Source organism: Aquimarina discodermiae (assembly GCF_040786235.1).
GTDB lineage: Bacteria > Bacteroidota > Bacteroidia > Flavobacteriales > Flavobacteriaceae > Aquimarina.
Genome location: NZ_JBFMKP010000008.1, coordinates 115,077 through 131,542, shown reverse-complemented (window position 1 = coordinate 131,542; position 16,466 = coordinate 115,077). Strand labels below are relative to the sequence as shown.

The following is a 16,466-nucleotide window of genomic DNA, read 5'->3' as shown; positions in this document are numbered from 1 at the left end:
TACTTAACTATTAATTAAAACATCACTAACCACTACTTCATCTTTTACCTCATATCGATCCCCATTCCAGCGTAGGTATTTATATCTAAAATTGAGTGTCTTATCTGTAATTTGTATCGTTGTACTTTCTTGTTTCATAATGATGCATTGTGCGTAGTCTTTGGCATACAAAATCTTGAAATCGTTGTTTATATTTCCCGCTTGATTTAATACTGTAAAAGCCTGTTGACCTGGATTATTTTTTCCTGTAATAATATCTAATGGCGTTTTAGGGTCATTGAAGGGTTCTGGATTACGAACCAATATACCGACTGTAGTACCATCTGCATTTCTAATTACATTTATTTCTGTAGTGACTGGTGGATCCAAAGGTGGTATTTTTAAAATCCCTTCGGTTACTCTATCAAACCAATTAAGTTGATCGGTTTCTTTTTGATTACTATCGGCATTAGGACTTCCTGTCACCGTGCTATACGCTGCTCTTAGCTCTACTTTATTCACATCGATATGGACATCAAATAATGCCTGACAAATAGTATCGTTTTCATCTTTCATGAAATAGCTATTTACCTGCTCCTTGAAGTCCTTATATCTTGAGGTTTGGAATACAAAATCATGTACTTGTACCGTCTTGCCTTCAAAAATATTATTTACCAGAGCTGTATACATTTTTCTGGGTTTTAGATTTGTAATGGAAACCGTTCTTTTAAAACTTTTTGGGATGATCGCATCACCTAAGGTTGGTACGCAGTTTTGATTAGCCACCATATTTGCAATAAACTGATGATGTTCAGGAATAAGAGGTAATGTATCTTCGGTCCATTCACCTACTGTTCCTGGTATTGCTTCGATTTCTTCTATGGTTTCTGGTGGATTGCTAAAGGAAACTTTTTCTATTGGGTCTTTAACAATAATTTGCATTTCATTGGTAAGGGCTGGTAACCCATTATAGGGCTCCCAATTTGTTAACATGTGATATACATATGGTCGTGTAAAGAAAATCGCAATTTCATTGTTACCGCCTTCGGTACCATAAAACAAAGGTTTTGCTTGTAGCAGACTTCCATTGGCATTAGGATACGACCTGTTATAATTTATATAATTGCGTAACGAGGTTAAAGGATATTGATCAGGTTTTTCTATACTATCCCCATAATTGGCCTTAGGATCTATATGAAAATGTCCAACAGGTCCTGCCGTTCTAAACCCATAGTAATAATCAAAGAAATGCTCTGTACCATTGTCTACTGTATCAGATAGTTTAAAATGAATTCTATATTTGGTATTAGGTCGCCAGATAGGATCTATCGTTTTCGAAATTGCATTTACACTCTCCTGAAAATCTTCTTCAATAGCATCTTGTTGCGGAATATTAATGTTAAACTCATAATCTTCTACCGATAACCAACATACTTCATGCAAAAGGGTATAACATTTTTGTCCTTGAGGCGGCATAAATGGAGGTTGTGTTTCATAGTCTATATCCTCGTTATTAAAAGCATCTACCCCTACAATAAATGTATTTTCCATTTTCATGGCACCAATACCTCTAGGCGGTGGTAATGTAGCGCTACAAGCTTGTCTTTTGGCTTCGTCTAATTCTGAAAGCAATTGGTCATAGGTTTCTTTATCATTAGGTATTCCAACATTGATGTTAGAAATCCCATCATCCATGTTTTCATCATACGTGATGCTAAACAATGCTTCTATTTCTTCTCGTAGGCGATTGATCTCATCCTCATTAAAAGTCTCAGGGTCGATAACTACTTTAGAAATTGTATCTGTTTCACTTTCGAAGGTAAATTCTTTGTATAATTCTGAAGAAAACTTGTAGATTTCTCCGTTTGTTATCAATTCATATTGTACCAGATTAGAATCATCTGAAGAAACCGCTTTATAGAACCTGAAATTAACTCCACGAGCGGTACTGGTAAGTTTCATGGTTACTTTTTTCGATGGATTTGGGAATTTCAGTATAATAGCATTGGTATTGTCAATTTTAAGAGATTTACCAAAATCAAAAGGGCTATGTGCATTTGAAATTTCGGCATACTCGCTTCTGAAATAATTTTGACCATTCCTCAAAAATGATGTTCCTTCAATTTGAAAATAGAGTTCCTTTTGTCGATAGAAAAAATTTGGATCTATCAAAGGCACATGATATCGCCGTCTAAGTGGTCTATTTAACCAATTTGCACATTGTCCTTTTCGTATTTCACCTTCACAAAATAACGATGATGCAGTAATTCCTAGTTGTTCTGGTACAAACCATCCTGGTTCTCCTTGTTCTGTAAATGAGAAAGGATTATCGGTTAGTAATCTAATTTTACTATACTCTTTTCCTGTTTTTTGCCAATGTCCTATTTTGAGTTTGCTGAAATTTACATTAGTATCGGCGCCTTTTGCGATTGCCTCATAAGGATGATACTCTTCCCATCTCGAATCGTTTACCCAAGCCTTTATATTAATTTCTTTAATTGCATATTTGTGCTTTGTTTGCCGCAAAGAATTTCCTTTAACCGTTGCTTGTGGAGGGATCAAATCGGTATATCCTTTTGGAGGATTGTTGACTCCTCCTAATTTTGATCTTACTGCATTTGGTAACACTGCTTTTGTAAACTTGATATCGATATAACTATCTAGTGGTAACACAGCGAGGTTAAATGCACTATTTTCACCAGTTGTTTCATCAGTTATTTTTTGTAATTCAAAACCTTCGCCTGTAAGCATACTTACTCCTTTCACTAATTCTTCGGCACGTTCTGGCAAAAGTGGCGGAATTGCTTCTCTGTCTATATGCTTAGATTTTTCCCATTTTATTTTGGCAGTAATACATTTTCTAATTTTAATAAATCCGATTTTAATCCTACCGCATACCCGTACCTCGGCATATATAAGAAATGGTTTAGGTGCTTCAGCAGAAAATATTGAGTAAAAGGATATTCCTATTCGAAGTACCCAGAAGCTTACTTCGAGTCCTCCTCCTGCTTCTATATAGCCACCAATTTGTGGTTTCTCGAAGCTTATTTTTCCACCTATTTCGATAAACAACCAGGCTTTCACTTTGGCAGGGCCGAATTTTTTATCAAAAATAAATTCTGCTCTGGCTCCAGCTTCAATACCTTTTGCAGATAGTTGCAAGTATGCCTGTACAGTAATCAAATTCAGGATTCGGGCCTCGTTTGGTCTTTGTCTAGTACCTATGTTAATATACCAAGCCGATGGATTGTTAAAAAAGAATCCTGCCTGTATATTTATATACAATCGAATAATATCTCCGCTGTCTTGCGGAAGTTTGAAGTCTGCACCGATACCTGCTTCTATCGAGTTGTCTCCAAAAGCCAAAAATGCAAAGAAAGGAGGTTCTCCAGTATCGTCAAGCCCATATTCTTTGGATAAGATACTGGCTCTACCATCAATCAAGAATAGGCTAGGAATAGATAATAAAATCATTACCCGCGTAGAAAATACAGTTCCTCCCTCGGCGGTACTTATGGTAGCTCCAGCTCCTATGGATACAGGGTTCTTATATCTGGTGGTTTGCTCTGGATTACTGAATTTCTGGATATTGATCCCTCGTTTAGGATATACATAGTAATCATACCAAGTATCCTGTCCTGAGGTCAGTCCTACAGCTTCTTTTTCTGCTACATATCTGAATCCAAATAATCCCCTGAATCCTGTAAATGTTAAACCTGTAGCTGCTATTGGAATGGGTACAGGGATCTCTATAGAGGCATCAATGATAAATGCTGGGTGTTTTGGGATAAAACGCATCTCGGCACTCCCTGCCATTTTAGCTTTGGGCAATTTTACCGAAATTCCACCTGCATATTCTTTTGATACTCCCGGTTCTGGAATCGACACATACCCGTTGATAATAGCAGTTGCTGATGCAGGACTTGCATTACCTGGTATGATGAGGTCGACCGATACTGTTTTGATGTGAATATAGGAATCGTGGGGTTTGCCTTCTCCATCATCAACGGTGTAATAATACTTAACCCCATCTCCTCTTACATCAAAGCCTAATGGGTCTACACTGATAGCTCCATCAAAGCCCCAATAGTTATATTTTCGTAGCTGCCCACCATACTCCCGTTGATGAGAACCAAAGTTAATATTGGTGATACTTACATCTACAGGCCCTAATTGTAGCGAGAAATTAACAGGTACAGCTATAGACCCTCCTACAATTTCTAGGCTACCATCGCTATATATCCTTAATCGTTCTACGACTACTCGTGAAGGGGCATTTTCATCACCAGACAATAACTTTTTCATCACAGGATTGGTAAACTCAATCTCACAAGAAGTTCCTATAAAGAATGTACCATCTTCGCTGCCTACCTCTAGAGATTGTATATATAGATCCAACACCTGTGGGATTTTGATGGGAGCAAACCCATCTTTCTCTGATGCGGTGACCAGAAAATCTCCGTTATCATCAAGATGCCCTACGATATCTATTTCTGCAGGGTCACCATTACCGTCTTTAAGACGCGGTACTTTTAGGCCTCCTACAATATTAGAGCCTATGATTTTATTTTGTTTAAAAGAGATATCAAAACTAGAGAACGAAATTTCGAAGCCTTTATCTCCTATGGTTTTTACCAATTTTGGATTGGTTTCTGTGGGGTTGATCACTTCCAGAGCAATGGTACCCGAAATCCCCCCGGTACCTACCAACAAGTCATATCCTGCCAATCGCCCTGTAGTACCTGTACCATCCTGCTCGTTAAACCATTTTTTTGGTAGGGTGACTGCAGCATATTGTGCGTATACGCCTTGAAAACTGGCAGGACGACCATCTGCATCTGCCTCGGGTATATTTTCGTTTTGACTTAGATCTACTTTAAGACGTTGGATTTCTATGATTAGTCCTGTATTACCAATCATTGCTGGTGCCGTAGAAGATAATGCGATATCCAAGGTGTAACCAATCCCTTTGTCAGTGCTTACATAAAACAATGCCTCTCCAAAGGTGAAGCCTACTCTAGGCGCCCCTGTCTCTGGATCTGTTGGAGGGATTACCTCTAGCGTATTGGGATCTACAGGTTGTAATAGTTTTCTGGGAAAATCAATTCCTGCGGATAAAGCAAGTGTTGCCGAAAACTTAGGTAAGATGAGGTTTTTTATATATTCTTCTACATCATCGGTTGGTAGTAATGACCTGAAAAAATTATTGAGCTTTTTTTTAGTGTCTTCTATGTCATCACTAAGGATATATGTCGATAATATAGCTGCTTCTGGACTGGTATTGAGTTGTGAACGTATGGCTTCTAGTATAGACAATACAGGATTGTTACCCGGATCGGGAACATTAATTTTTAAATCTGCAATGGCTTGTTCTACATTGGTAGTGTCCCCTGTGGGTTCTGTAAAAATATTAATGGCATTAGCCACCACTTGCGCTTCTGTAATATGAAGTGCCTGCAATCCCAAACGATAAAAATCCTCTAGCGAAAACGAAAATCCATTAAGATCAAAGGATTTTAAATAAGCTAATATAGGCCACTCATACTGTACCGTAATCGGAAAAGAAGATATCGTACCATCTGTAATATCAGGGTTAAGTACCATATATATCCCTGTGCCTGGTATCTCTAATTCTAAACGATTTTTACTGATGATACGCAGACTATAAAATGCTTGATCCCCATAGCCACTTTTAGAATACTGTAGGTCTTTATAATAGATATTGTCAAGCAACCCTGTAATAGCTTCTTTTAGGAAACCTAATAGTTCTGGCAACTCCTCTGGAGTAATAATCGTCGATAAGGTAGGATAATATCTCGTTGTAATTGGTACTTGTGGCATTATATCGGGTTCTTATTTTTTACACTTTTGTCTTTAACTATTCATTGTGCTTAGCGCACATATCAGCTTTTATTGCTCAAAAAAGGTATTTTACGTAATAGGATTGGTAGGCAGCACGGGTAAAATATCATGATAATATGAACTTTGATCCAAGGGCAATACTGCCATTACTTTTGGCATGGTTTGATATTCTTCTGGAGTATATACCTTATCTGGATCACCTAATTTCGAATTATTTATACGTATTGATATAGGTTCGTATTTGCTATTAGGTTTATAAGAAAAACTTATCAATTCGGGTAGTAATTCAGGGAGGTAATAATCAGGATTATAATAATATTTTACACCGAATTTTGGTTCTTCTGTTTCTATATTCAAGTCTATCATAGCTAATAACTCATTTTGGGCAGTATAACATTCTTTTCTTTTGCCTTTAATCACATTGTCATGATATAATATGAAATCCCAAGCTGTGTGCCCATAGGCATTGGTTTGTTTATTATAATAAAACATCCATATCCCTATGGGGGTTACATATTGATCAATATAGTCTTGTACATTTTCGTCTGGTTTTAAATAATACCCCCCCCCCCTTCGACGAGGATGTTTAGAAAATTTTTCAAACCGAACGACTTCATTATTTTCTAAATAGTATTTATCGTATTCTTCGAGCTGAGAAGCCTGCGCTTCTGTTATGACGTTTTGTAACCGGTCTCTATATATAATTTCTTCCATAATTTTTAGTTATTTTTTTAGTAATTAAAGGGTAATTCTGGCCCTAAATCATAATATCCTCCTTCTTTTACGATCGCAAAATCTATTTCGTCATTTTTAAAGGTTGTACTATTGTTTGCTATAACATCTCGTAAATCCTCTAAAATATCTTTATCTAAGATCTTTTCCAGATCATTATATTTTGCAAATCCCTTTTTTTGAAAATATTGAGCCCGCCCAGCAAGTCTTGTTCTGCCTTCACTCCGTAATTTTTCAATAATAATTTGCATAAAATTATCAAAATCATGAGGTTTCATTTTCATAGCAAATTCGAGGTCATTTGGATTACCACTATCCGGTATTGGCGTATTAGGGTCAATAGGGTCTCCCTGCTTATATTTCCTATTTGCCGAGCCTTGTATAATATAAGTTACATCGTTTTTCCAATCAAAGTCTATAAAAGCACCTTCAAAATCATATTCATCAATGAGGTTGGAGATTCTTTCTGATAAAAAGTCTCTGGCCTCATTACAAAACTTTTTATATTGAATCAAATTTAAAAAGCCAGAAGGGAATCCTCTTTTTAACACTTCTAAGTAATAAAACGAGATTTGTTTTTTTAATTCGCCTAAAGAAATTAATTTACTAACATCTTCATTTCCTATTAAACTCCCAACCCTTACAAAATCACTGTTTTTATTGACAAATGTATTTCCTAATACTACTGTATATTGTTGTGTGTGTTCCACAATTTGGGATATATCTTCAATAGAATAGTGATCTAGGTCAAAGCTCTTTTTTCTTAAATTTTCATTCGAATCGGTCATTAATTTTTTTGTCAGCTCCCTAACTCTACTTGCATATTCTGCAATGATTTCTGCTCCAGAAGCTTTGTTGGCAAATTGTAGGATAAGATAAGCAGGGTCTTGTGCCTGGTCTGATCCTCCTAGTGCCTGTCTTACTTTTTGGGTTGCGGCATCAATATCATCGGTTTCTACTACACCTGCTGCCTGTGCAACGCGTTGTGCCTGTCGTGAAGCTACTACAGAAGCAATACCATCGGCAGATAGTGTGGCCATTTCTAACCAAAACAAAAGTCCTCTTAGGTTTTTACAAAAATCATTATTGTCACAATCGTTTTGATCTACAAAATTTAACAGGAAACTCATAGTAGTTACCGTGGCATCTACAATCCCAATCACCGAGGAGGCATAATGTATTTTTGATAAATGTCGTAAGTGATATAGTTTTGTGGCATTACCAACCACTGTAACCGCCAGAAGTCCTTCTATAATTATCCCTAAAACGGTTTGTATATCATCACGATCTCCAGCGTCGTCTATGTATTTTAGCATAAAAACGGGAATAAGCGAATTGATATTTCCGCCACCTATATTTACAGGCGCTCCATCTACAGTTTGTATGGGGATTTTGGTTTCTTGATCGGTGTCAAACAGACTTATAGGTTGATATATCTTATAAGTACCGTATAATACAGGAGCCTCTTTTCGCTCTGCTCCATTGGCTATTTTTAGATGCTTATCTTGATACGCCTTGATATGTTCTCCATCAAAATTAAAATCATGATTATCCCTATATACGCCAAAAAGCTCTTTTTGGGATTTATAACATATTCGAATAGGAGCAGCTTCCTTTTTTAGTGAATTTCCGATATCTACAAATGCTTGTTCTATATTTGTTGCCTTGGGATGATATACTATCTCTGGATCATATGCTACATATCGAGTATAATAAAACTGCTTTGAAGGATCTGGTGTCGCAGAGGTTTGTATTTGTCCATTTGCATCAACATGTTCTATTCCTTCTAATTCATAAGCTATTTGATCATTAGTATCACGACGTATGAATCCTATAGCATCGTTTTTAAATGCCCCTGTAAGATAATCATAGGGGTTGTATTGACTCACAATCCATAGTTGATACAAGTACTTACAAAGTGCTCCTTTGGTATTGTCTACTTGCCAATCCGTATCAAATGCCCGATTAGAGATGTTTTTCCCCAATTCGGTTATTTTCCAATTGGTACTCATACTCTCGTATAGGCGTTCAAAAAGGGTAATCTGTTTTTGACCGTCCAGATATTTTTTGCTAATCAATTGTTCAAGAAATATATTGATGTCGTTTGATACAGGATTATCAAAGGATCGTATTACTTTAATCACCAATTGTTCTGCTTCTTCTCTTAGGAATATTTCTGATAAAAAATTATTTGTCACCAAATAATCCAATATTTCAATTTTCTCTTCTACAGTAACTGGAATCAAAGCATTAAAAGGCATTCCCATTGCAAGACTTATTCTTTTACTCAAAATACTGCTCTCTTTTATTTGAATAAGTTTTATTCTGAAAGAATTATAGTATTTTTTCAATTCATTATATAAGTTATTAAGAATCTCTCTGTTGGCACTTTTTATATAAGCATCATAATTTTCAAAATCTTTTGAGTAATTCCCAAATAGTGCTATTAATGTTATCACTTCCCATACACTAGGTTCGTTATTATACCCTCCCAAAAATTCTTTATAAATGTAGGTGTCTATATTATGTATATACTGAGCGATATCGGCTCTAAGTTCTAATGGTACACGATTTTCTGGGATACCAAAAAAATCAGAATAAAATTTATAGGCAACAGAATTGCTCGGAATTCTATCACAATCTAAAGCTTGATCTGCAACAGAATCTTTTATGGCAATTGGTTTTTCTCCAAAAAAATCTAGCACGTTTTCGACAATATAAGGTGCTTTAAACAACCCAAAACAAATACTTTTGTCAAAAGCTAACCCAAGTTTACGTCTTTCATAAATAATAGTGTCTCCTTCTGTTATGATACTTCCGTTATTATCCTTTTGTTGCGGAATTGCATCGATAAAATCAGCATCTAAAAATCTTGAGCGGTTAAATTCCTGTTTACTTACTCCAATATCTGCATAAAACCGTAGTACTTGATTAAGAACTCTATACCCTGCGTATTTTCCAGATTCTTTTCCTTCTGTAGCATGATAAATATTTCCTTGATATTCGAAAGATTTGAGATACCCTGTGTTAAAAAACTTAAGTGTACCGGGAGTCATATTACTAATCCGAACAATTCTTCCGTTTTTTAGAATTACTGCTTCTGCCATATCTTATAAGTCAAAATTTGGAATTATGATCTCTTCTGGATTAAACAAAGAAGAGGTGATTTTTGAAAACTCGGATGAAAAATACATTTGGTCATCCAAACTATAAATATGTAGCGCTTCACTCAACTCTATGACTTGTAATACGCCATCAGAATTTTCCATCAAAATGCATACTTTATATTTTGAGAAGGAAACTTCATTTACCTGAAAATTTTGATAGTCAATTTCTTTCAAAAAAACCGAAGTATTTATTCCTTTGGAGATCTCAATAGCATTTTTTAAAAGATCATTTTCTTTTCTAGTCAATCCTAGAATATATTTGTTTTTTTGGATATTTTTTGAAACTTCTATCTTTAATCCTGTAGTTGTTTTTCCATTGTCCGAAAACATAATGGTCTCTAAAAAATATGGAAGCGCTATTCTATAATGATTATCATCCTTTTGTGAATATTGAATCGTACTAGCACTTTGGGTAGCGTTTACAGGGTTGGTTGCGTTAAAAATTCCTAAACCCAACCCTCTAATCAAAGAAGTTTCGTAAATCACACGATCCTGAATATTTGAAGTATCCCCTTCTTGATAAGAAGACTTATCATTTATGATTTTAGTTTGTGTTACAATTTTTGATTTATCCTGTTCAAAAAATGACAAATTGTATAAGTGGCTTACACTGCTCCTGATTACCTCTTCGTTGACACTGGTAATTAAATGCTCTATACCCACCGGACCAAAAAGTGTATCTATGGGTTTTATTTTATGTTCAATGCCTGTAGTATCTGTTGCTTTTAGTTCTGTTCCTAAGTATAGTAGATGAATATAGTTTGCAATATTGACTTTACCCGTAGCGCCATCAACTGCATTTATTGTTAATTTTATAGGATTGGTCAATCCTGTAGGTATAGCATTACCATTAGAGTTTGCTACAGTTTCAGGAATCAGTTGCGTAGCGGTAAGAAAATTGTTTTCTGCAGTATCTGCCATAGTGGCTACTTGTCCATAAAGTAATGGTTCTAAGCCGTTACTGTATACTAATTGCAGATATATACTGTTTTGATCCTCACTGTGGTTTTGTTCCTGACCCTGAATAATAATCGGCCATTTATGATGAGGATACGAATAGGAGGGAATCTGATTTTGTGAAACTCCCATTCTGATGATATCTTCATTGTCAACTACTTCTTTATAGGTGCCATAATAATCATAAGATCTTCCTAAATGCCCTTGTATTCTAATATATACTTTGTTTTTGGTGTTAAAGAAAGAAATTATGTTGTTATACAACTCATCTCTTTTTATAGAAGATTTAGTACCACTGGTATATACCTGAACTTTATTTTTTTCTGTACTATAAAGTCCATAAAAAGCTGCCGGGTCTATAAAATGATGTATTGCCTCTCTATATTGTTTTTCTGAGTATCCCGATGGGATTATGGTAGTGTTGATTGAGCATTGTGTGGCACGGGCATATTTCAAATCAAACAAAAAACCAGTGTCTGATTTGTTTGCTTTATAATCTCCGTTATGCAAAACAATATCCAACCCGTATTCTCCTGTAAAATTCCCTAATTCTGTACCTGCAGGAATCATAGGAAACTCAAAAGGTTTTAGCGTTTCATTACTATCATCTCCATAAGCATCTGCTTTAAAAAAATAATCGTCGATTAAAGTGTCGTTTGTTTGATTAGCGGGGTCATATCCTATCCATTTTGCAGGAAATGTAGTAATGGTATCATCTAACCCTCTAAGTTGTTTCCAGATCAATTTTATAAATTCTGAACCTGAATCAGAATCGGCGAATGATGTTAATTCGGTATTCCCAGAAGGGATAAAATCAGTTTTTTTTAACCCTCTATAAATAACGTATTTAATTGGTAACCCTTTAATGGGTTGTCTTAAAGGACGCAGTATAATATTTACCTTACTACTTTCTGTATGAGGTTGTAAAAAAACCTGTCCCGAACACATAGCGTATGCCTTGGCATCAGTATTCGTAGTAAATCCTGAGGTAATCCTGTATTGTGTTTGTTCACTACCGACAACCGGCCCAAAAGCCTGTTCTTGTGTTTGATTACTTGACAATGCATCTACATCGGTAAAGAAGAAAAAATCTGCCATACGTTAGGGGTTATTTTTATGTTTTAAAAATTTTATATAGAGGTATTGACATGTTTATGTGTCAACACGAATTTTTTCCTAGAAGTTATTTCTAAGATTAGTACTATAATCATCTAATTTGGAAAAATAAGTAGTAAGCCAGGTAGGAAGGAACAAACTACATTCCATATATAGAAACTTATTAATAAGTCCCTTATTTATGACATAAAATTAGAAAAAAAAACTACAAACTCATTTTTACAAATGTTAAGTAAGTGTTAATTTGTTGTTGGGATATAATTCGTATGTGAATAACATGCTTTTTGTGAAGGGATTGTGTGAAAATCAGGAAAAAGCTATTAAAGGTGAAATTTTACAGGAATCAAAAGCAAAAAGAAATAGCAGCTTTGTTTTTTGAGTATTCGATAAATTGATACTTAAAATACAATACATTGATTTTTATCTCTCATTGACTCCTTATCCCAGATTATAATGTGTTTGTTGAGCTGTGTCAAAATATGATGATCTTGATTAAAATGTTTGGACGTTCCTGATTTGGGGTACATAAATTATATTTCTAAACCAGCATAAAATTTTGCATTATAATTTTTTGTGATTTAAAAACCATTCACACAGTTATTTAGACCATTCATACAATCAAAGCCACCATTCATACAATTAACTAAAATTTATCAATAATAAAATGTAATTTTATAAGAACCTTAAAAACCTATGATCATGTACAAACCAGCTTGCCATTTTACACTTTTTTAGCAATTTCTTTATTCTTCTCTTGTGAAAAAGAAGAAAGTTTTGAATCATCCCCAACTACTTTTATAAAGGCAAATAGTACTATACTATATCAAAACCCTGATCACCATCTAACTCTATAGAATCAGGTTGTGTTATATCTAAAATCGAATTCAACTTAATATTCACACATAAAATCATTAAATAACATGAAAATTCTTTTATCTTATTCTAAACTTTTAGTTTTGGGAATAGCAATATTGTGTACTATTTCTTTTACAAATGCCCAGCAATCTCAGGCAAAACCGTCAAAAAAACAAACACTCAAAAATCAACAGGTGTTTAGTAGTGATCAAGGTTCAATAGATTATCGTAACATCGTGCTCAAAAGAGAAGACGCAATAGAGAGAGCAAAATTTGAATTTGAGCGTTTAAAAGATCCCTCGGGTAAAATTCCACAGGGAATTCGACAAGCTGAAATTGAATTTTCTCGTAAGATCGCCATTGGAGATGATGCTGAAAAATCATTACAACGGGCATCAAAATCTTCTAAGGGGTCAAGTTTTTCATACTGGAAAAACCGAGGACCGGGTAATGTAGGGGGCAGGACTAGGGCAGTAGCCATAGATCGTAATAATGAGAATGTGATCTTAGCTGGTGGGGTGTCTGGTGGTCTTTGTAGATCAAAAGATGGAGGTCGTACCTGGAGAAAAGTTACAAGACGATTTCAAAACCCTAGTGTAACTGCAATTGTACAAGATCCTCGCCCTGGTAAAGGATCAACGTGGTATTATGGTTCAGGAGAACGAGTTGAAGCTGGGGTTAGTGCAGAAGGAGCTTTGTTTCAGGGGAATGGGATCTTTAAATCACAAGATGGAGGACGTACCTGGAGAGAACTGAAGGCTACAATTAATCAAGATATTGGTGCTTTTGACTCTGCATTTGATTTTATTAATGATTTGGTAATCAACCCTACTAACGGAGACTTGTTTGTTGCTACTTTTAGTGGACTGTTTCGATCTCAAGATGGAGGAAATACTTTTGAAGAAGTGCTACAAACGGGGCCTGACAGTTTTGTAGAGGTAAGTATTACATCTACCGGGATACTTTATGCTTCAACATTTTATAATGCAGCTCCTAATGCAGGTTTTTTTACCTCTAACAACAATGGAGAGACCTGGACAAACATTACACCCCCTAATTTTATTCAGTTCTACGGAAGAAGTAAAATAGGAATAGATCATTCGAATGAAGATGTCGTATATTTCTTTACAGTAAATCTGAATTTTACGATGGATCCAGCGGTTTTATATAGATATGATGCATCAGCTACCACACCAGAAGAAACCTGGGTAGACCTTACTGAGAATTTACCATTCAACTTATTCGTAAATTTTGGCCTTGGTATTTTAAACCTTCAAGGAGGATATAATATGGTGTGTGAAGTACATCCAACACAATCAAATATCGTATTTGTTGGTGGTACATGTTTATACAGATCAACTACAGGATTTACTACACTAGCAGGAGCAGAATCCTGGATAGGAGGCAATGGGCCGGGCGAGTTAGATATTTTGTTAAACACTATTGGTAGAGGAGCAGCCTATACCAATCAACATGCAGATCAACATGCTTTAGTATTTTTTCCGTCTAATCCAAATAAAGCTATTGCAGGTCATGATGGGGGATTATCATTAACCGAGGATATTACTGTGGTAAATGAAAAGGCAGAACAAGTCACCTGGGAATCTCTAAATAATAATTATATAACCACCCATTCTTATCATGTTGCTTTTGATCCGCAGTCTGATAATGAAAATCTTTTAGCAGGATTTCAGGATAATGGTACTTGGTTTACGAACTCTACAAATCCTAATGATGATTGGGATGAACAATTAGGAGCTGATGGGGGGTATAGCGCTATTGCAGACAATGGAAGAACACATTACGTTTCTGTTCAAAATGGGATCATTCGTCGCCTTAACTTAGATGAAGAAGGAAATAGGGTATCTTTCACTACCGTTCACCCTGCAAGCGCAAACGGATTTGCATTTGTAAACCCTTTTGTATTAGATCCTAACAATGATAATGTAATGTATGCTCTGGCAGGAAATACGATTTGGAGAAATCATAACCTGGATGAAGTGCCATTATCGTCTCTTGAACCCACTGAAGTAAATTGGGTAAATTTAAAAACATCTACTGTAACCGAAGGTATGGTGACAGCTTTAGACTTATCCAAATTCCCGGTAGCTAATAGACTGTATTATGGGACTAATCAGGGTCAGGTGTTTAGAATGGATAATGCTAATGTCGATGGGCAACCTGCGGTAGATCTTACCACAGGTAAGGGGTTACCAGTTGGGTATATTAATGATATTAACGTAGACCCTTCAAACTCTGATCATGTTATTGTTACTTTTTCCAACTATGGTATCCCGAGTATTTTTGTTACCGATAACGCGGGAGAAACCTGGACCAATATTAGTGGTAATTTAGAGGAAAATCCAGATGGATCAGGTAATGGTCCTTCGGTAAGAAGTACTGCATTTTTTGGAAGTAGCCATGATGGCTTTGAAGCGAGACTCCAAAAAGTATATGCGGCAACTAGTACAGGTTTATATTATGCCATGAGGTTAAACGGAGAAAATACAGTTTGGAGAAAAGAAAATTTTAGAATAGGAAACGCAGTTACCGATGAGGTAGCCGTTAGAAAAGATGGATTTATAGCTATTGCATCAGGGGGTAGTGGCATATTTAGTGCCCGTTTTCCAATCTTCAACGAGCTACCAGAGCCTACGCTAAGTGTTGCATTTCCTTTAGATGATTTTGTAATACTTAAAAATAGTGAAGATACCAAAATAAATATTACCGGTTTATTTGTACAATCTGAGGGGTTACCCATTGATATCGAAGTAACCAATACCAATCCAGAACTAGTGACGGCTACTTTGGAAGGAGATATTTTGACGCTGTCTTATGCTTCAGATACTATAGGAGAGGTATCTATTGGTTTTATTGCAACTTCTGGAGAAGAACAGGTTTCTGAAGGTTTTACCGTCAAGATAGAAGAAACTTCAATTTATGAGCAAATAAATCCTGAAGTAACTAATATAAGATCTCAAAATTTTGTGGACTTTGGGGCTATTACTCAGTCAGCTGATGATTTTGTTGTTCCCGAAGGAAATATCTGGAATATCAATAGAATATTAGCTTTTGGTAATGCGAGAGGAAATCCTATCTTCAATAGCGCTACCGTAGTTATTTATACTAACAATGATGGAGTTCCTGGTGATGAAGTGTATAACAGTGGAGAGCTAGCTCCTACATCAGATTTAAATGATTCGAATCTAAATATAACTCTTCCTGAAGTGGTTACTTTAAAAAGTGGTAAGTATTGGATATCGGTATATGCAAATCTGGCATTTAGTTCATTTGGTAATCTATGGTTTTGGTCTTCTCAGGACAATACTGTAGGTAATGAAACACAGTTTATTGATCCTTTTAACCTATTCTTAACTGGCGCCATAGATTGGACAGCAGCATCTGTAGCACTTATAGAAATACCATCACCCATGGATCAAAGGTTTCAGATTTTTGGAGACGTTACTGGTTCAGATGAAGTTAAGACTGGAGCAACAGCAATACAGCTGGCATCAGTAAAGGCTTTTAGAAGCGCTACGGTACATCCTAATCCTTCTCAAGATCAGTTTGTTTTCAATTTTGGGCTTAACGATTTGCCGAAATCAGGAGGAAAAACTACAGTTAAGATTTATAACAGTGTGGGAAGATTAGTACAGGTCAATTCTGATGTTAATTTAAGAGATGGTTTTGTTTGGGATGCTTCAAACTTTGCTTCTGGATTCTATTTTGCAAAATTCTCTGGTGATATGACCGGTGTAATTAAGCTATCTAAACAATAGTAGTGTATACTAAAGCCCT

5 protein-coding genes are annotated in these 16,466 nt (G+C 35.7%); 1 reads left to right on the top strand and 4 read right to left on the bottom strand.

Features of this window, described 5'->3' with window-relative positions; all coding sequences use genetic code 11:
• Positions 1 to 3: 3 nt before the first annotated feature.
• The 4 genes from ABW636_RS06960 to ABW636_RS06945 form a co-directional block, all read right to left on the bottom strand.
• Positions 4 to 5,820 carry a hypothetical protein gene (locus ABW636_RS06960; protein WP_367589240.1) on the bottom strand — a complete coding sequence of 1,939 codons (5,817 nt, stop codon included), beginning with the start codon at positions 5,818 to 5,820 and terminating at the stop codon, positions 4 to 6.
• Between the two features lie 90 nt (positions 5,821 to 5,910).
• The gene (locus ABW636_RS06955) at positions 5,911 to 6,555 is read right to left on the bottom strand and encodes a hypothetical protein (protein WP_367589239.1); all 645 of its coding nucleotides are present in this window, start codon (positions 6,553 to 6,555) and stop codon (positions 5,911 to 5,913) included.
• A 17-nt stretch (positions 6,556 to 6,572) separates the two neighbouring features.
• Positions 6,573 to 9,680 carry a hypothetical protein gene (locus ABW636_RS06950; RefSeq protein WP_367589238.1) on the bottom strand — a complete coding sequence of 1,036 codons (3,108 nt, stop codon included), beginning with the start codon at positions 9,678 to 9,680 and terminating at the stop codon, positions 6,573 to 6,575.
• A 3-nt stretch (positions 9,681 to 9,683) separates the two neighbouring features.
• On the bottom strand, positions 9,684 to 11,795 hold the full coding sequence (locus tag ABW636_RS06945; protein WP_367589237.1) for a hypothetical protein: 2,112 nt from the start codon (positions 11,793 to 11,795) through the stop codon (positions 9,684 to 9,686).
• Positions 11,796 to 12,733: 938 nt separating this feature from the next.
• Between ABW636_RS06945 and ABW636_RS06940 the strand changes: the two genes are divergently transcribed.
• Positions 12,734 to 16,447: a T9SS type A sorting domain-containing protein gene (locus tag ABW636_RS06940; RefSeq protein WP_367589236.1), complete on the top strand. Its 3,714-nt coding sequence runs from the start codon at positions 12,734 to 12,736 to the stop codon at positions 16,445 to 16,447.
• The last annotated feature ends 19 nt before the right edge of the window (positions 16,448 to 16,466 follow it).

Excerpts from the sequence above, each read along its gene's own strand:
- ABW636_RS06960 (WP_367589240.1), bottom strand. The coding sequence starts at position 5,820 with ATGCCACAAGTACCAATTACAACGAGATATTATCCTACCTTATCGACG.
- ABW636_RS06955 (WP_367589239.1), bottom strand. The coding sequence starts at position 6,555 with ATGGAAGAAATTATATATAGAGACCGGTTACAAAACGTCATAACAGAA.
- ABW636_RS06950 (WP_367589238.1), bottom strand. The coding sequence starts at position 9,680 with ATGGCAGAAGCAGTAATTCTAAAAAACGGAAGAATTGTTCGGATTAGT.
- ABW636_RS06945 (WP_367589237.1), bottom strand. The coding sequence starts at position 11,795 with ATGGCAGATTTTTTCTTCTTTACCGATGTAGATGCATTGTCAAGTAAT.
- ABW636_RS06940 (WP_367589236.1), top strand. The coding sequence starts at position 12,734 with ATGAAAATTCTTTTATCTTATTCTAAACTTTTAGTTTTGGGAATAGCA.